At 73.2% G+C, this 15,514-nt stretch carries 17 protein-coding genes; 8 read left to right on the plus strand and 9 right to left on the minus strand.

Translation table 11 applies throughout. From position 1 onward, the window contains the following. Window positions 1–46: 46 nt before the first annotated feature. From ACFCV8_RS23635 to ACFCV8_RS23645, 3 genes are all read right to left on the minus strand, one after another. A complete protein-coding gene (locus tag ACFCV8_RS23635) occupies window positions 47–874 on the minus strand; it encodes an aldo/keto reductase (protein ID WP_376687408.1) in 828 nt (275 codons plus the stop codon). Between the two features lie 50 nt (window positions 875–924). Next, window positions 925–1,254: a hypothetical protein gene (locus tag ACFCV8_RS23640; protein WP_376687409.1), complete on the minus strand. Its 330-nt coding sequence runs from the start codon at window positions 1,252–1,254 to the stop codon at window positions 925–927. Window positions 1,255–1,450: 196 nt separating this feature from the next. After that, complete coding sequence (locus tag ACFCV8_RS23645; RefSeq protein ID WP_376687410.1) at window positions 1,451–1,945, minus strand: VOC family protein; 495 nt, start codon at window positions 1,943–1,945, stop codon at window positions 1,451–1,453. Window positions 1,946–2,194: 249 nt separating this feature from the next. Between ACFCV8_RS23645 and ACFCV8_RS23650 the strand changes: the two genes are divergently transcribed. Further along, on the plus strand, window positions 2,195–2,665 hold the full coding sequence (locus ACFCV8_RS23650) for a MarR family winged helix-turn-helix transcriptional regulator (protein ID WP_376687411.1): 471 nt from the start codon (window positions 2,195–2,197) through the stop codon (window positions 2,663–2,665). A gap of 36 nt (window positions 2,666–2,701) precedes the next feature. On the opposite strand, the gene ACFCV8_RS23655 is transcribed toward ACFCV8_RS23650, so the two are convergent. Further along, complete coding sequence (locus ACFCV8_RS23655) at window positions 2,702–3,721, minus strand: helix-turn-helix transcriptional regulator (protein WP_376687412.1); 1,020 nt, start codon at window positions 3,719–3,721, stop codon at window positions 2,702–2,704. Window positions 3,722–3,843: 122 nt separating this feature from the next. On the opposite strand from ACFCV8_RS23655, the gene ACFCV8_RS23660 reads away from it, so the two are divergent. Further along, a complete protein-coding gene (locus ACFCV8_RS23660) occupies window positions 3,844–4,305 on the plus strand; it encodes a VOC family protein (RefSeq protein ID WP_376687413.1) in 462 nt (153 codons plus the stop codon). Here ACFCV8_RS23660 and ACFCV8_RS23665 read toward each other — a convergent pair. Both ACFCV8_RS23665 and ACFCV8_RS23670 read right to left on the minus strand, forming a co-directional pair. Next, a complete protein-coding gene (locus ACFCV8_RS23665) occupies window positions 4,259–4,843 on the minus strand; it encodes a GNAT family N-acetyltransferase (RefSeq protein WP_376687436.1) in 585 nt (194 codons plus the stop codon). The genes ACFCV8_RS23660 and ACFCV8_RS23665 overlap by 47 nt on opposite strands. Window positions 4,844–4,909: 66 nt before the next feature. Beyond that, window positions 4,910–5,320: a VOC family protein gene (locus ACFCV8_RS23670; protein ID WP_376687414.1), complete on the minus strand. Its 411-nt coding sequence runs from the start codon at window positions 5,318–5,320 to the stop codon at window positions 4,910–4,912. A gap of 231 nt (window positions 5,321–5,551) precedes the next feature. On the opposite strand from ACFCV8_RS23670, the gene ACFCV8_RS23675 reads away from it, so the two are divergent. Genes ACFCV8_RS23675 through ACFCV8_RS23685 form a run of 3 tightly spaced genes read left to right on the plus strand, consistent with a single transcriptional unit; the run spans window position 5,552 to window position 8,972 of the window. Beyond that, window positions 5,552–6,022 (plus strand): carboxymuconolactone decarboxylase family protein, encoded by a 471-nt coding sequence (locus ACFCV8_RS23675; protein WP_376687415.1) that lies wholly within the window; start codon window positions 5,552–5,554, stop codon window positions 6,020–6,022. A gap of 57 nt (window positions 6,023–6,079) precedes the next feature. Further along, a complete protein-coding gene (locus ACFCV8_RS23680) occupies window positions 6,080–7,051 on the plus strand; it encodes an RNA polymerase sigma-70 factor (protein WP_376687416.1) in 972 nt (323 codons plus the stop codon). A 10-nt stretch (window positions 7,052–7,061) separates the two neighbouring features. Further along, window positions 7,062–8,972, plus strand: coding sequence for an alkyl/aryl-sulfatase (locus ACFCV8_RS23685; RefSeq protein ID WP_376687417.1), 1,911 nt, complete (start codon window positions 7,062–7,064; stop codon window positions 8,970–8,972). Window positions 8,973–9,015: 43 nt separating this feature from the next. Here ACFCV8_RS23685 and ACFCV8_RS23690 read toward each other — a convergent pair whose 3' ends face one another. After that, window positions 9,016–9,606 (minus strand): isochorismatase family protein, encoded by a 591-nt coding sequence (locus ACFCV8_RS23690; RefSeq protein ID WP_376687418.1) that lies wholly within the window; start codon window positions 9,604–9,606, stop codon window positions 9,016–9,018. Window positions 9,607–9,767: 161 nt separating this feature from the next. Between ACFCV8_RS23690 and ACFCV8_RS23695 the strand changes: the two genes are divergently transcribed. Further along, window positions 9,768–10,772, plus strand: coding sequence for a GlxA family transcriptional regulator (locus ACFCV8_RS23695; RefSeq protein ID WP_376687419.1), 1,005 nt, complete (start codon window positions 9,768–9,770; stop codon window positions 10,770–10,772). Here ACFCV8_RS23695 and ACFCV8_RS23700 read toward each other — a convergent pair. Beyond that, window positions 10,762–11,460, minus strand: coding sequence for a GntR family transcriptional regulator (locus ACFCV8_RS23700; protein ID WP_376687420.1), 699 nt, complete (start codon window positions 11,458–11,460; stop codon window positions 10,762–10,764). The two genes, ACFCV8_RS23695 and ACFCV8_RS23700, sit on opposite strands and share 11 nt — an antisense overlap. A 110-nt stretch (window positions 11,461–11,570) precedes the next feature. After that, a complete protein-coding gene (locus ACFCV8_RS23705) occupies window positions 11,571–12,881 on the minus strand; it encodes an amidohydrolase (protein WP_376687421.1) in 1,311 nt (436 codons plus the stop codon). A gap of 297 nt (window positions 12,882–13,178) precedes the next feature. On the opposite strand from ACFCV8_RS23705, the gene ACFCV8_RS23710 reads away from it, so the two are divergent. Together ACFCV8_RS23710 and ACFCV8_RS23715 are read left to right on the plus strand one after the other, a co-directional pair. Continuing rightward, window positions 13,179–14,720, plus strand: coding sequence for a PH domain-containing protein (locus tag ACFCV8_RS23710; RefSeq protein WP_376687422.1), 1,542 nt, complete (start codon window positions 13,179–13,181; stop codon window positions 14,718–14,720). 176 nt (window positions 14,721–14,896) lie between these two features. Further along, window positions 14,897–15,433, plus strand: coding sequence for a hypothetical protein (locus ACFCV8_RS23715; RefSeq protein WP_376687423.1), 537 nt, complete (start codon window positions 14,897–14,899; stop codon window positions 15,431–15,433). The last annotated feature ends 81 nt before the right edge of the window (window positions 15,434–15,514 follow it).

A 15,514-nucleotide genomic window follows, 5' to 3' on the forward strand; every position in this document is an offset into this window, starting at 1 on the left:
GCGGGGGGGCGCCCGACGCACCGCCCGGCAGGCCGGGGGCGGTTGGTCAGTTGAATTCGTCGGGGTTCGGGCCGGTGCGCAGGTTCCGGTCGGTGGCGGTGATGGCGGTCATGTCGTCGTCGGTGAGGGTGAAGTCGAAGACGTCGAGGTTCTGGCGGATGCGGGCGGGGGTGACGGACTTGGGGATGACGATGTTGCCGAGCTGGAGGTGCCAGCGCAGGACGACCTGGGCGGGGGACTTGCCGGTGCGCTCGGCGATCGTGGTGATGGCGGGGTCGGTGAGGACGGCGCCCTGGGCGAGGGGGCTCCAGGCCTCGGTGGCGATTGCGTGCTCGGCGTGGAAGGCGCGCAGTTCGGTCTGCTGGAGGCCGGGGTGGAGTTCGATCTGGTTGACCGCGGGGACGAGGTCGCTGGTGTCCAGGAGGCGCTGGAGGTGGGCGGGCTGGAAGTTGGAGACGCCGGCTGCGCGGATGCGGCCGTCGGCGGCGAGGGTCTCGAGGGCCTTCCAGGTGTCGGTGTAGAGGTCGCGGGCGGGGGTGGGCCAGTGGATCAGGTAGAGGTCGACGTGGTCCAGGCCGAGCTTGGCGAGGCTGGTGTCGAAGGCGCGCAGGGTGGCGTCGTAGCCCTGGTCGGTGTTCCAGAGCTTGGTGGTGATGAAGAGGTCCTGGCGGGGGATGCCGGATTCGGCGAGGGCGCGGCCGACGCCGGCCTCGTTGCCGTAGATCGCGGCGGTGTCGATGCTGCGGTAGCCGGCCTGGAGGGCGGAGGCGACGGCGGTGGTGGTCTCCTCGTCGGGGACCTGGAAGACACCGAAGCCGAGCTGAGGGATCTCGACGCCGTTGTTCAGCTTCACAGTGGGAACGTTGCTGGTCATGGTGGTTCGCTTCCTTGATGTCGCGTGGGGGGGCAGGGGGTACGGGGTGGTCAGCCGTGGACCGGGACAGGGGCGGGGACGGTGTCGGCGGCGGGCGCGTCCGCGGGGGTGCGGCGCTTTGGGGCGGCGGGCCGGAAGGCGAGGCCGGGGGCCGCGGCGGCGAGCGGCGCGCCGACCCGGTTCGGGGCCGTCCAGCCGGTTCCGGCGGCGATGACCGCACCGCCGAGCCGGGCGGCGAGCGCGTCGCCGAGGCCGAACGCGCCGATGCCGGCGGCGGAGGCCGGGGCGGGGGCGCCGTGGGCGTGGTCCAGGACTCGCTTCCGCAGCGGCGGGACGGTGGCGATCCCGAAGGCCCCGACGGGCAGGAGTGCGAGCGGCATGGGGACAGCCCTCCGTGCTGATTGCTGGTGCGCCTTACGAGACACGACAATAGTTGCGTGCGCGCTATAGATGCAAACGCGGACATTCATCCATGGCCGGGGGCCCTGGGGCCGGGGACGCCTGCGGCGGGCCGCCGCGGGGCAGGGCCGGACGGCCGCCGGGGCGCACTCCGGGTGCTTCGGCGCGGGCGCGGTCTCAGCCGGCGAAGCCGCCTTCCGGCTGGATGATCTCCAGGTTGGTGCCGTCCGGGTCGTTGAAGTAGGCGACCCTGGTCCCGAGGGCCGCGTCGGGCGTCACCTCGCCCGCGATGAAGGTGTAGTCGTCGCCGAGGAAGCCGTATCCGGCCTCCTTCATCCGCCGGTGGACCGCGTCGAAGTCGTCGACCCGGAAGCAGAGGTGCATCGAGCCCGGGCGGTTGGCCATGCCGTTCGTCCGCTCGCCCTTCGGTTCCTGGAACTGGATGAGGTCGATACCGAGGCTGTTGTCCAGGTTGATCGTGGCGTAGCGCAGTTTCGCGGTGGGCAGCCCCTGCGACCTGCCGAACGGGTCACTGTGCATGGTCTCGCCCGCGACGACGGGCTCCCGCCCGGTGAGGGCGCGGTAGAACGCGATCGAGGCGTCCAGGTCGGAGACCGAGATCCCGACGTGGGCGGCCAGGGTGAGGTTCATCGGAGTGCCGGAAACGGCCATGGTCCATTCCCTTCGTCTCGCGCCCCCTGGAACGCCGCGAGACGTTCACGGGCGCACGGCGGCCCCGGAAAGGGACCGACTGGAATCGATTGTCCTGGTCACGGCGGATCACGCATCTCCTCGGCCCCGGCCCGGCCCCTCCTCCGCCGCGTTCCTTGCAGGGGCTCCTTACCATGCTTCGCGGATATTTTCGGTCAGGGCTTATCCTGGATCACGTCGCACCGGGAAACGGGAAAGGAACCCATCCCCATGACTGCCACGGACCGCTCACTGACCGCCCTCGCCAACGGATGGGCCGCCCTGTCGTTCCTGCACGGCAGGATCGAGGCACACATCGAGCGGGCGCTGCAGGCCGGCCACGGGCTGAGCGTGCGCGAGTACTCCCTGCTCGATGTCCTCAGCCGCCAGCACGACGGGGAGGGCGGCCATCTGCAGATGAGGCAGGTCGCCGACGCGGTCGTGCTCAGCCAGAGCGCCACCACCCGTCTGGTCACCCGCCTGGAGGACCGCGGCCTGCTGTCCCGCTACCTCTGCCCGACCGACCGCCGCGGCATCTACACCAACGTCACCGAGGACGGCCTGAGGCTCCTGGAGGAAGCCCGGCCGACCAATGACGCCGCCCTGCGCGAGGCGCTCCGCGAAGCCGCCCTGAACCCCGAGCTCGCGCCCCTGGTCGAGGTCGTGGAGGCGGTGAGCCCGGCCCCGAGCGCGGCCGTGTGACCGCCGCCGTGCCGGAGGTACGGGCGCGCCGGCCGTTCACGGCTCACGGACGTCCGGCCGCGGCGGGACGGCGGCGCCCGCGGCCAGCAGGGTGCGCGCCAGTGCGCGGCAGCGGTCGCCGAGCTCCGGCGGGTCGAGGACCTCGAACGCGTGCCCGAGCAGGAGTACGTGCATGATCAGGGCGTCCAGGCCGGCGGCGCCGCTGACCACCTCGCAGCGGTCCGTGCCGCGCCGGCGCACGACGGCCGCCGACGCCGGGATCTGCGCGCGCACCGTGTCGGCGGGGGCGTGCACGAGGAAGCGTGCTTGGTGCGGGTAGGCCCGGCTGGCCACGCCCTCCTGTACGTAGGCCGCCGCGTCGGGGGCCGGTCGCGGGGAGAAGCGCCAGGTCCGGGCGGACACCCCGGTCATCCGGTCGACGCGGAAGCTGCGCCAGTCGTCGCGGTCGAGGTCGTAGGCCAGGAGGTACCAGCGCCGGTCCGAGGCGACCAGGCGGTAGGGCTCGGTCCGCCGTTCGGTCACCTCGCCGCGGGACGGGTAGTCGAAGCCGGTCTCGACCCCGTCGCGGCAGGCCCGGGCCAGTGTCATGAGCGCCTCGGGGTCGACCGGGGTGCGGCCCCGGCCGAAGGACTCCACCGACGCGGTCAGCGCGCGCACCTCGTGCCGCAGCCGGGCGGGCAGGACCTGGTCGAGCTTGGTCAGCGCACGCAGCGCCGCCTCTCCTGATCCGGTGGCGGCGGTGCCGTCCGGGCGGGAGGCGTTTCCCGCGCCGACGAGGAGGGCGACCGCGGTCGCGATCGCCTCCTCGTCGTCGAGGAGCAGCGGCGGCAGTTCCTGTCCCGGCCCGAGCCGGTAGCCGCCGCCGGTTCCCTGGGCGGCGTGCACGGGGTAGCCGAGGGTGCGCAGCCGTTCGATGTCGCGGCGCACGGTGCGCGGGGTGACGCCGAGCCGTTCGGCGAGTTGCGGGCCGGTCCATGTCTGGCGTTGCTGGAGCAGTCCGAGCAGGGTGAGTACCCGTTCCGTGGTGCCCCGTTCGGTGCTGCTCGTCACGTCCATGCGGTTCACCCTGTCAGAGATAGCGGACCGGTTCTGTCCGCTTGGGGTGTCAGGGTGTTTCCCGGCCCGCCTGCCGCGTGATCCGTGCGGCGGGTGAAATCCACTGTGAACGGAGCGTTCTGATGAGCCGTGCTGTCCAGGTCACCTTCGATGCCCGCGATCCGCGTGCGCTGTCGTCCTTCTGGCGTGAGGTGCTGGGCTATGTCCATCCGGGGCCGCCCGGGGTGGAGATGGCCGAGGGGGACGATCCGCTGGCGGCGTGGGACGAGTTCCTGGTCCGGATCGGGGTGCCCGAGGAGCAGCGCAACGCGAAGTCGGCCCTGGAGGACCCGGAGGGGCGGGGGCCGCGGGTGTTCTTCCAGCAGGTTCCGGAGGGCAAGGCGGCCAAGAACCGTGTTCATCTCGATGTCCGTGCGGCCCCGGGGCTGCGGGGGCCGGAGCGGATGGCGGCCCTGGAGGCGGAGTGCGGGCGGCTGGTCGCCCTGGGTGCGAAGCGGGTACGCCGTGACGAGCCCGCTCCCCCGCTGCGTGCCGGGTTCATCGTGATGGCGGATCCTGAGGGCAACGAGTTCTGCCTGGACTGACGGCGAACTCGGCCGCGGTGATGCCGAGCAGGACGACGTCGTGGTACTGGCCCGCGATGAACTCGTGCCGGCGCAGCCGTCCTTCCTCGGTGAACCCGAGCCGGCGGTAGAGGGCGAGGGAGGCGTCGTTGAAGGCGTAGACCTCCACCTCGCACTTGTTGCAGCGCTGTTCGGTGAACATGTGGGTGAGGAGGAGTCCGGTCGCTTCCCTCGCGTATCCCTTGCGGCGGTGGGCGCGGGCGACCTCGATGCCCGTTGTGAACCGGCCCGCGCGGCTGTCGGTCCCCGCGACGGTCACCGATCCCGCGAAGGACCGGTCGGCCAGGGTCTCGATGACCAGGCGGAACGCCTCGCCCCCCGGTGGGCGTCCGGCCCGTTCGGCGGTCCAGGCACGGAAGCTCTCGGCGGAGCGGGGCGGGCCGACCAGGTCGGCGTTGCGTACGTCGTCGGTGTCGCGGGCCAGGTCCTGGAAGCCCTCCCAGTCCTCGGGTTCGACTCCGCGCAGGCGTATCCTCTCGCCCGCCCACGCGTCCTTGATGCCGGTCGTCCCGTTCACTGCTTCTCCGTTCGCCGTGCGGATGTGCGGGGGGTGTGCCGGTGCGGTTCAGCGGAGTTCCTGGATGCGGACCAGGTTGCCCGCGGGGTCGCGGAAGGCGCAGTCGCGGATGCCGTAGGGCTGTTCGGTCGGTTCCTGGGCGACTTCGGCGCCGTTTTCCCGGAGTTGTCCGAAGGTGGCGTCGAGGTCGTGGGTGGCCAGCAGGATCCAGCCGTAGGTTCCCTTGGCCATCATCTCGGTGATGGTGCGGCGTTCGTCCTCGGTGACCGAGGGGTCGGCGGCGGGCGGGGCCAGGAGGATGGATGTGCCGGGCTGTCCGGCGGGGCCGACCGTGATCCAGCGCATCCGGCCCTGGCCGACGTCGCTGCGGACCTCGAAGCCGAGGACGTCGCGGTAGAAGGCGAGGGACTTCTCCGGGTCGTCGTGCGGGAGAGCAGTCGTGTGGATGGTGATGTCCATGACGATCATGCTAGGGACTGCTCCGCGCGGCACGTGTCCAATACCGCGGACGGCGTACCGGCCGTGTCGCGGCCTCGGGCCGAAGCGGTGTGCGCGCCCCGGGGGGGGCGTGCCGGGCCCGGGTCTCCGCCGGGAAGGGAGATCCAGGTCACATCCGGGCGTGTCACAGGAGGCCGGGCTGTCTCGTCACAGAGGTGAAGGCATCAACGATCACCCGTGGAGGACAGGACGATGGACGCTCGACTCGACTACTTCGCCGACCCGACCGTCGGCAGGGCCATCAAGCACATCACCGCGGTGGGCAGGACGATCAGGGAGTCGCCGCTGCCCGCCTCGACGCAGGAGCTGGTCGCGCTGCGGGTGAGCCAGATCAACGGCTGCGCCTTCTGCATCGACATGCACACCAAGGAGGCCGCCGCGGCGGGCGAGTCCCAGGTGCGGCTGCATCTGGTGGCGGCGTGGCGGGAGGCCACGGTCTTCACCGGGGCCGAACGCGCCGCGCTGGAGCTGGCCGAGCAGGGCACCCGGATCGCGGACGGGGGCGAGGTCTGCGACGCGGTCTGGGCGAAGGCGGCCGAGCACTACGACCAGGAGCAGCTGGGCGCCCTGGTGCTCCTGATCTCCTTCATGGGTGTGGTGAACCGGCTGAACGTCATCTCCCGGCAGCCGGCCGGTTCCTACGAACCCGGGCAGTTCCACTGAGCGGTGCGGGAAGGTGACGGCGGGCGGGGAGGACGCGGTGCGAGGGGCTGGTGCGGTGTGAGCAAGGTCGAGGAGTTCGAGGAGCTGCGGCCGCTGCTGTTCTCCCTCGCCTACCGGATTCTGGGCAGTGTGGGCGAGGCGGAGGACGCGGTGCAGGAGACCTGGCTGCGTTTCGACGCCTCGGCGACCCGGCCCGTTTCGGTCAGGGCCTTCCTGTCGGCCGCGGTGACCCGGATCTCGATCGATGTGCTGCGTTCGGCGCGGGTGCGGCGGGAGAGCTACGCCGGGCCGTGGTTCCCCGAGCCGCTGCTGGACGATCCGTACGAGGATCCGGAGCGGTCGGCGGAGCTGGCGGACTCGGTGTCGATGGCGGCGCTGGTGCTGCTGGAGCGGCTCAGTCCGCTGGAGCGGGCGGTGTTCCTGCTGCGGGAGGTGTTCGCGTTCGGTTTCGACGAGGTCGCCGAGGCGGTGGGGCGCTCCGAGGCGGCGTGCCGGCAGCTGCTGGTGCGGGCACGGCGGCACATGGCGGCCGGGCGGCCGCGGTTCGCGGCGGACTCCGGGGAGCGGCAGGAGCTGGCGCGGCGGTTCTTCGAGGCGCTGCGGGCCGGTGACGTGGCCGGGCTGCAGCACCTGCTGGCCGACGACGTGCAGCTGGTCGGGGACGGTGGCGGCAAGGCCCCGCAGCTGTCCAGGACCGTCACGGGGGCGCGGGGCGTGGCCCGGCTGCTGGGCACGTTCTACCCCTTGCTGTTCCGTACGGGTGCGACGTGCGAGCCGTGCGAGGTCAACGGGCAGCCCGGCGCGGTCGTCCGTGACCGGGAGGGCCGGGTCCTGAACGCCATGGTCCTGGACGTGCTGGGCGGGCGGGTGCGGACCGTGCGCGGGGTGCTCAATCCCGACAAGCTCGGCCACCTCGGGCCGGTCGCCGACGCCTGGGCCCTGAACCGCGAGGTCAGGCGGCTCAGGCAGCGGGCGAACCGGCCCGGCCCGGACGGCGAGCCTCGGGACATTCCGCAGGAAATCGCATGATTCTTTCGGTATGACACATGCGCCGGAGTCCACGCACCCGCAAAAGCCCGCACATCCGTTCGTCGCCCTTCGGCACAAGGAGCTGCGGGACCGTCTCCCGCTCGGTGACACACAGGACTTCGAGGACGCCGCGCGCGGGCTGATCGCGAGCCGGGTGCCGGGGGCCGTCACCGCGGCGGACGGCTCCCCCGTGTGGGACGGCGACACGTACGCCTTCCTCGGCGGCGAGGCCCCGGACACGGTGAACCCGAGTCTGTGGCGCCAGTCCCGGCTGGTGGCCGGGCAGGGGCTGTTCGAGGTCGTCGAGGGCATCTACCAGGTGCGCGGGCTGGACCTGTCGAACGTCACGTTCGTCGAGGGCGACACCGGTGTGATCGTCATCGACCCGCTGATCTCGACGGAGACGGCCGCCGCGGCGCTGGCGCTGTACCGCGAGCACCGCGGCGAACGCCCGGTGGCCGGGGTCGTCTACACCCATTCGCACGTCGACCACTTCGGCGGGGTGAAGGGGGTCACCACGCAGGAGGACGTGGATGCCGGGCGGGTCCCGGTCATCGCGCCGGAGGGCTTCACCGGGCACGCGGTGGCCGAGAACGTGTACGCGGGCACGGCCATGGGGCGGCGGGCCGCGTACATGTACGGGGCGGCGCTGCCGCGCGGGGTGCGGGGGCAGGTCGGTGCCGGTCTGGGCCAGACGACCTCGACGGGCACCGTCACCCTGATCGTGCCGACGCTGGACGTCACCGTGACGGGGCAGGAGGAGACCGTCGACGGGGTGCGGATGGTCTTCCAGATGGCCCCCGACACCGAGGCGCCGGCCGAACTGCTCATCCACTTCCCCGGTTTCCGGGCCCTGTGCGCCGCCGAGGACGCCACCCACACCCTGCACAACCTGCTCACCCTGCGCGGCGCCCTGGTCCGCGACCCCAACGCCTGGTCGAAGGCGCTCACCGAGACGATCGGCCTGTTCGGCGACCGGACCGACGTCGTGTTCGCCTCGCACCACTGGCCGACCTGGGGACAGGAGCGCGTCGTACGGTTCCTGGAGACCCAGCGCGACCTGTACGGCTACCTCCACGACCAGTCGCTGCGCCTGATCAACAAGGGCTGGACGGGGGCCGAGATCGCCGAGCGTCTCCAGCTGCCGCCCGCGCTGGAGAACGCCTGGCACGCGCGCGGCTACTACGGTTCGGTCAGCCACAACCTCAAGGCCGTCTACCAGCGTTACATGGGCTGGTTCGACGGCAATCCGGCGCATCTGTGGCAGCATCCGCCCGTCGAGGCGGGCCTGCGCTACGTCGAGTTCATGGGCGGCGCCGACGCCGTGGTCGGCAAGGCGCGCGGCTCGTTCGACGCGGGCGACTTCCGCTGGGCGGCCGAGGTCCTCAGCCATGTGGTCTTCGCCGACCCCGGGCACACGGCGGCCCGGGAACTGCTCGCCGACACCTTCGAGCAGCTGGGCTACGGCGCGGAGAACGGCACCTGGCGCAACTTCTACCTCTCCGGCGCCACCGAGCTGCGCGACGGCAGGTTCGGTACGCCGACGCTCGCGGCGGCGCCCGACATCGTCGCGAACCTCACGCCGCCGATGCTGTTCGACGCGCTCGCCATCCAGATCGACGGCCCGAGGGCGTGGCACGAGCGGATCGACATCGACGTCATGCTCACCGACACCGGTGCCCGCTACCGGCTGCGGCTGTCCAACGGGGTGCTCAGCCACACCGCGGCGCCCCAGAAGGACGCCGCGGACGTCACGCTGTCCGCCACGGTCCGCTCGCTGGCCTCGCTGGCCGGGCAGGGGCTGACCGCGCAGGGGCTGGAGCGGGCGGGGGTCCGGGCCGAGGGCGACGTGTCGGCGCTGAGCCGCCTCGCCGCGCTCCTCGACCCGGGCGACCGCGATTTCCCGATCGTCACCCCGTGACCGGGGCCGGGCTCCCGGGCCGGAACCGCGACGGGGGCCCGGGTCAGGCCAGGGACTCGCCCGAGGCGACGACGACGCCGTAGAGGTCGGCGACCGTGGCGAGCGCGGCGCGGTGGATCCGGTCGGCGGTCAGTTCGGTGCCGAGCGACGGCAGGGGGCGTGTCGCGCAGGCGTCGGCGACCACGGTGGGGCGGTTGCCGCGCAGGAAGGCCCCCTGCGCGGTGAACAGGACGCACATGTGTGTCATGAACCCCACGACGACGACGTCCTTGTGGCCCGCGGCATCGACGTACTCGCCCAGGCCGGTGCCGACGAAGGCGTCCGGGGCCTTCTTCACGACGACCCGCTCGCCCTCGGCCGGTGCCACGCCCGGGTGGATCCGGCCGGACTCGGCCCGGATGTCGTACGGGGTGCCCTCCCCGCCGTCGTTGACGACGTGGATGATCCCGGCGCCCGCCTCCCGGGCCCGGGCCAGCAGTGCGGCTGCCGCGTCGAGCGCTTCCCGCCAGCCCTCCAGCTCCATCACGCCGCCGGTGTAGGTGTTCTGGTAGTCGACCAGGATCAGGGTCGAGTCGGCGAGGCTCGCGGGGGTCTCGTCGAAACCGTTGAGCTCGCGCAGGGTCGTCGTGGCCATGGGTAAGTCCGCCTCGGGTCGTGTTCTCGGGGATGCACCGGGAACGCTACGACCGGCCGGTGATGTCGGCAATGCCGTCTAACATGCAGATACCGACATCACTGTGTGCGGTGCCGCTCTCCCGCGGGCGGTACCGCACCCCCGGGCATCGCGGAGGTCCCATGAGCGCCGTCGAACGGCTTGTCGTCGTCGTCCTCTTCGACGGTGTCGACCTCCTCGACATCACCGGGCCGCCGGAGGTGTTCGCCCTGCTGCGGCGCGAGCGGGGCGGGGCGGCGGGCTACACCGTGGTCCTGGCCGCCGAGACCATGGATCCCGTCACCACCTCCGCCGGGGTGCGGGTCCTGCCCGACACGACGTTCGCCGGGGTGTCCGGGCGGAGCATCGACACCCTGCTGGTGCCCGGGGCGGTCGAGACCGGCGCCGACGGCCGGGTGCGTGCCCTGGCCGACCCGGCCGTGGTCGGGCGGGTGGGGGAACTCGCCGCCCGCTCCCGGCGGATCGCGTCCGTCTGCGTCGGGGCGCACCTGCTGGCCGCCGCCGGGCTGCTGGACGGCAGGCGGGCCACCACCCACTGGTCGACCGCGCGGCAGCTCGCCGACGAGCACCCCGAGGTCGAGGTCGACGCCGACCCGATCTTCATCCGTGAGGGCGAGGTGTGGACCGGGGCGGGCATCAGCGCCTGTCTCGACCTGTCGCTCGCCCTGGTCTCCGACGACTTCGGCGAGGCCGTCGCGCTGCGCGTGGCCCGCCAGCTGGTGATGTACCTGAAGCGGCCGAGCGGACAGAGCCAGTTCGGCGTGCCGCTGGAGCCCCTGTCCACGACCCGGCGCATCGAGGACCTGCGCCACCACATCATGGACCGGCTCGGCGAACGGCTCACCGTCGCGGACCTCGCCGCGTACGCGCACGTCGGCGAGCGGCAGCTCACCCGGATCTTCAAGGCCGAGCTGGGAACGACCCCGAGCTCCTACGTCGAGTCGGTCCGCGTCGAACGGGCCCGCAACCGGCTGGAGTCCAGCGACGACACCCTCGAACGGATCGCGTCCGCCTGCGGGTTCGGCACGGTCGACACGCTCGTGCGGGCGTTCCGCCGCAAGCTCGGCACGACCCCCACCGACTACCGGCTGCGGTTCCGGGCCGGACCGGGCGCGGTCAGGGCGTGACCGCGCGCAGGGCCAGCTCCCGGCTCCTGCGCACGTGCAGGAGGGTGATCGCCGCGGCCGCCTCGGCGTCCCCCGCCGCGATCCGCTCGCACATCTCGCCGTGCTGCGCGCGCATCGGGGCGGGCTCCGTGTTCAGGCCGAACAGCAGCCGCAGCTGGCCGCTGAGCCGCTGCATGAGCTGGGCCAGCAGCGGGTTGTCGGCGAGGGAGACGATCCCGTCGTGGAAGGCGGTCGCGGCACTGTTCTCCGCCGCCCGGTCCCCGGCCGCGGCCGCGGCCCCGGCCCGCTCCAGCGCGGCCCGCAGCTCCTCCAGCGCCCCCCGCGCGCCGGGCGCGGCGAGGGCCACGCGGCGGGCGGCGAGACGGGACGCCTGGATGGCCAGCGGCTCCCACACGTCGTAGAGGTGCTCGACGTCGGCGCGTTCCAGCCGCCGCACCCGTACCCCGCTGTGCGGCAGCAGGTCCAGCAGCCCTTCCTCCACCAGGGCGCGCAGTGCCTCGCGCACCGGCACCCGGGACATCCGCAGGTCCTCGGCGATCTCGCGTTCCACCATGCGGGCGCCCTGGGGGTAGCTGCCGTCGGTGATGCGGTCCCTGACGGCCCGGCGGGCGATCTCGCTCAGCGGTGTGCGGGCCGCCGGGGCGGGCGGCTGCTGCCCGCCGCCCTTCGGGCCGGTGCCTGCCGTCACGTGTGCCGTCCTCCTCGTGCCTTCCCGGCCCCGCCCGTACGCGGTCCGTGCCGCCCCGTCACCCTATGCGGGCGGCGGGGCGGCACGGGCGCAAGGGCCGGGGCCGGGGGTCAGACCAGGCGGCCGTCGCGGGCGACCACCCGGCCGCCGTGCACGACCAGGTCGCGCGCCGGCAGGTCCACCACGACCTGCGGCAGGCACTCGGCGCGCAACAGTACGAAGTCGGCCGGTGAGCCCGGGGTGAGGTCGGCGCGGGGCAGCCGCATGACGTCGGCGCCGCCGTGTGCGCCGGCCTCGTAGCAGGCGTTCAGTTCCTGGTCGAGGCGTACGTCGGTGACCCAGCCGAGCAGGTGTGCCCGGTGCAGCATGTCCGCGTTGCCGAAGGGGCTCCAGGAGTCGCGGACCCCGTCCGAGCCGAGTCCGACCCGTACGCCGTGCTCGCGCAGCTTCTCGATCGGCAGGACCAGGGAGGCGCTGGGCGCCACGGTGGTCAGCGCGATGTCGAGTTCGCCCAGGTCCTTCGCGGTCCGGGCCAGTTCGGTGTCGGAGAGGCCGGGCAGGCAGAAGACGTGGCTGACGGTCACCCTGCCGCGGAGGGACAGGGCCCGGGTGCGGTCGATGATGCCGCGCAGCGCCGTCAGGCCGTTCTCGCCCCGGTCGTGGAGGTGGATGTCGATGCCGACGCCGTACCGGTCGGCCAGGCCGAAGAGCAGGTCCAGCTGCTCGTCCAGGGCGTGGTCGAAGCCGATCGGGTCGAGGCCGCCGACCATGTCCACGAGCCCGTCGCGGGCGGCCCGGGTGAGGAGTTCGGCGGTTCCGGGGGTGCGGATGACGCCGTGCTGCGGGAACGCCACGATCTGCACGTCGAGCGCGTGCGCGAGCCGTTCGCGTGCCTGGCCCAGGCCCTCCACCCCGGCCAGTCCGTAGGCGGGGGCGATGTCGGCGTGCGCCCGCATCCCGCGGGTTCCCCGGGTCACGGCGTGGGCCATCAGCCCGTACGCCCGCTCGGCCACGGTGCGGCGCTGGCTGTGGAACAGCTCCACGTCCTGCTGGGCGAGTTCGGCGATGGTGTCGGCCGGTTTACGGGACACCCACGCGCCGCCCCAGGTGGTCTTCTCGGGGTGGATGTGCGCGTCGACCAGGGCCGGCAGGGCGATGCGCCCGCCGCCGTCGACGACCTTGGCGCCCCGGGGAGCCGGGTCGCGGGTGATCCGGCCGTCGACGACCGTGAGGTCCACCGCCTTCGCCGCCCCCATGGGCCGTACGTCGCGGAAGACCACCGTGTCACGGGGGCCGCGCCGGGCGCCGGTGCCGGCCGCGGCCTGGGGCACCCCGGCGGACAGGGCGACACCGGTGCCCGCCAGGGACGCGGCGCCCGCGAGAACACCGCGCCGGGACAGCGGGGAGGGAGGGGGTGTCATGGGTGCTCCTTCGGTCGTCTCTCGATGCTCGATACCGAACGGACCCAGTTTGTATACCAAGAGGCAGGCCAGAACAAGACCCCGCACAGCCGACCCGCCATTTCTCCAGGATCTCCCCCTCGCCTCCTTCCGTACCGCATGAATTGGTATACGAATCGGGGCCGGGTGGTGCGGACCGGGGGCCGGCGGCGGCCGGTCGGGGCGGCCCGGGTGCGACGGTCCGGCAGTTCCGGGGGCCGCGGGGCTGCCGGAGACGGCACAAGAAGCGGCGGCCCGGCCGGTGACAGGATTTCGCGCATGAACGAGGTCCGGGAAGTGATCCAACGTCCGCCGCGGCGGCGCCACTTGTGGTTCCTCACCGGGCTCGGGGCCGCCGGCGGGCTGTTCGCCACGGTGCGCGGGGTCCGCCTCGGCACGCCGCTGGACTTGTGGCTGGGGGCCGGTGCGCTGCTCGCGCTGCTGGGTGTCCTGGCGCTGAACGCGGCCGTCACCCGTACGGGCGCCGACCCGTACGGAGTACGTTTCCGCACGCTGCTGCGCCGCCGGAACGTGCCGTGGGGCGACATCGCCGGCCTGCGGATCATCCTGAGGCACGGCGGCGGCTCCCGGGCTCCGGAGGTGCGGCGTCTGGGGCTGGTGCTGCGCGACGGGCGCCGGACGGTCCTGCCGTGGCCGCGGAGCCGGTCGCCCCGGGAGCGTGCGGAGTTCGACGCGCGGGTCGCGGAGTTCCAGGAGCTGCACACCCGGTACGGGGACCCGGACACGGACCGGGTGCCCGTCCTGTCGCACCGCACCGCCGGGCGGGTCCCGGCCGCGGCACTGGGCCTGTGCGCGCTGCTGCTGGCGGGGGCGGGGCTGGCCGCGTGGTCCGTGCCGGAGGCCACCGCCCGCGCCCGGGAGTGGCGGTCGGCGCTGCCGTGCCCCTCCCCGGCCGCCGGCGCGGGGCACCACGACTGCCTGTCCACCGTGCCCGCCGTGATCGCGAGGACCGAGGTCAACCGGCCCAAGCGGTCCAGCTGGCTGTACTTCTCGGGCGGCCGGCCCCTGGAGCGGCTGGCGGTCTCGCGCGAGGGCGCCCAGGGGTTCGGGCCGGGCGACGGTGTCGAACTGACCCTGTGGCGCGGCAAGGTGATGAAGGTCTCCGGGGCGCGCCATGTGTGGCGCGAGCATGTTCCCGCCGCCGGTTCGGTGGCCGTCCTGGCGGCCGGGCTGGTCCTGGCGGCGGGTCTTCCCGGTGCCAGGGTGCTGCTGTACGTGCGCGGGCGGCAGCTGCCCGACGACGCGGTGCTGCCCTCCGTGTTCCCGTTCGCGGGTGTCCTCGCGGGGACGGGCCTGTGGCTGCTGCCGCTGTGCTTCCGCCATCCCACGGGGGTGGCGGGCTCGCCGGGGGCGCTCCTCTGGGCGGGGGCGGGTTCGGCGGCCACGCTGGCCGGGTTCGTCCTGGCGTGGCGGGCCACCGGGGTCCGTGCGCCCGGGGCGGACGGGCCGGAAGCGGAACACGGTGACGGGGGCGGGGAGGCGGCCGAGGTGTTCGTCGCCGCCCGTTTCCTGGAGGCGACCGACTACAACCCGCATCTCTTCGGCACCCACATCGTCCTGGGCGGCGGGCCGCCCGCGGTGACGCCGCACTCCGGCCCGGGCCGTTTCGCGGCGAAGCCGATCCCGGTGGAGCGGCTCGCCCTCAAGGGCGTACGGCGGGCGCGGGGCGGCGACGGCGACCTCGTCCCCGGCGGCTGGCACATCGCCGAGCTCGACGACGCGGGCCGCACCGTCCGCCTCGCGGCCGCCCCTGCCGACCTGGACCGCGTCATCCGCGAGCTGCGCCCCGCCTCGGGGTGAGGCCGGGCGGGTACGGGTGCCGGGGGCGCCGGGCCGTACCCGCTTCTCCGGGCGGCGGGCCCTCGCCCAACCGGCAGGGCCGGCCGCGCACTTCGGCGGGATCCGCCTGCGGACACCGCGGCAGCGGCTACCGTACGTACACGCCGCGTTGCCCACGGTCCCCGAGGAGGATTCCTGTGTCATCACCCTGCGATCCCAAGTACGCCCCCATCGGCGACGTGGGTGTAGCGATCATGGCGATCGACTCCCGGCTCAAGTCCATCTACGACGGCCCCACCGGGAAGGAGTCCGAGCAGCGGAGGCTGACGGACCAGTTCACCGCGTCGATGGACCCCGAGGAGGCCCTCGAGGTGGTGGACGGCGCGTGCACCCTCGTCTACGTGTTCATGCGGTGGCTGCGGAACACCTACGAGAAGCACGACAAGGACGTCATCGAGTACGTGGTGCCCAGCCTCGTCGGCTCGATGCGCATGATGCGCAGGAGCGTCCGCCCCGAAGCGATCCCGACCATGGCGGGCCTGGTCGTCTCGGCCGGGATCGGGCTGAGCCCCACCCTGTGGCGCAAGCAGTACGGCAGCTGGACCCCGGACGAGCTGACCGCGCTGGAGGCCACCGCGCTGCTGCTCGCGGAACACATCAACCGCCTCACCGACGACCACGACTTCGCCACCCGCATGGTCACCGAGGCCCTGTCCGCGGCCGACCGCGACTGATCCCCGCCCGGCCTCGGCACCCCTCACGGTCCGGCGGGGTCCGGACCGGCCGCCCGGTGCGCGCGGGGGCGGAATCCGGTG

Origin of the sequence: Streptomyces sp. NPDC056347, assembly GCF_042262625.1 — a bacterium.
GTDB lineage: Bacteria > Actinomycetota > Actinomycetes > Streptomycetales > Streptomycetaceae > Streptomyces.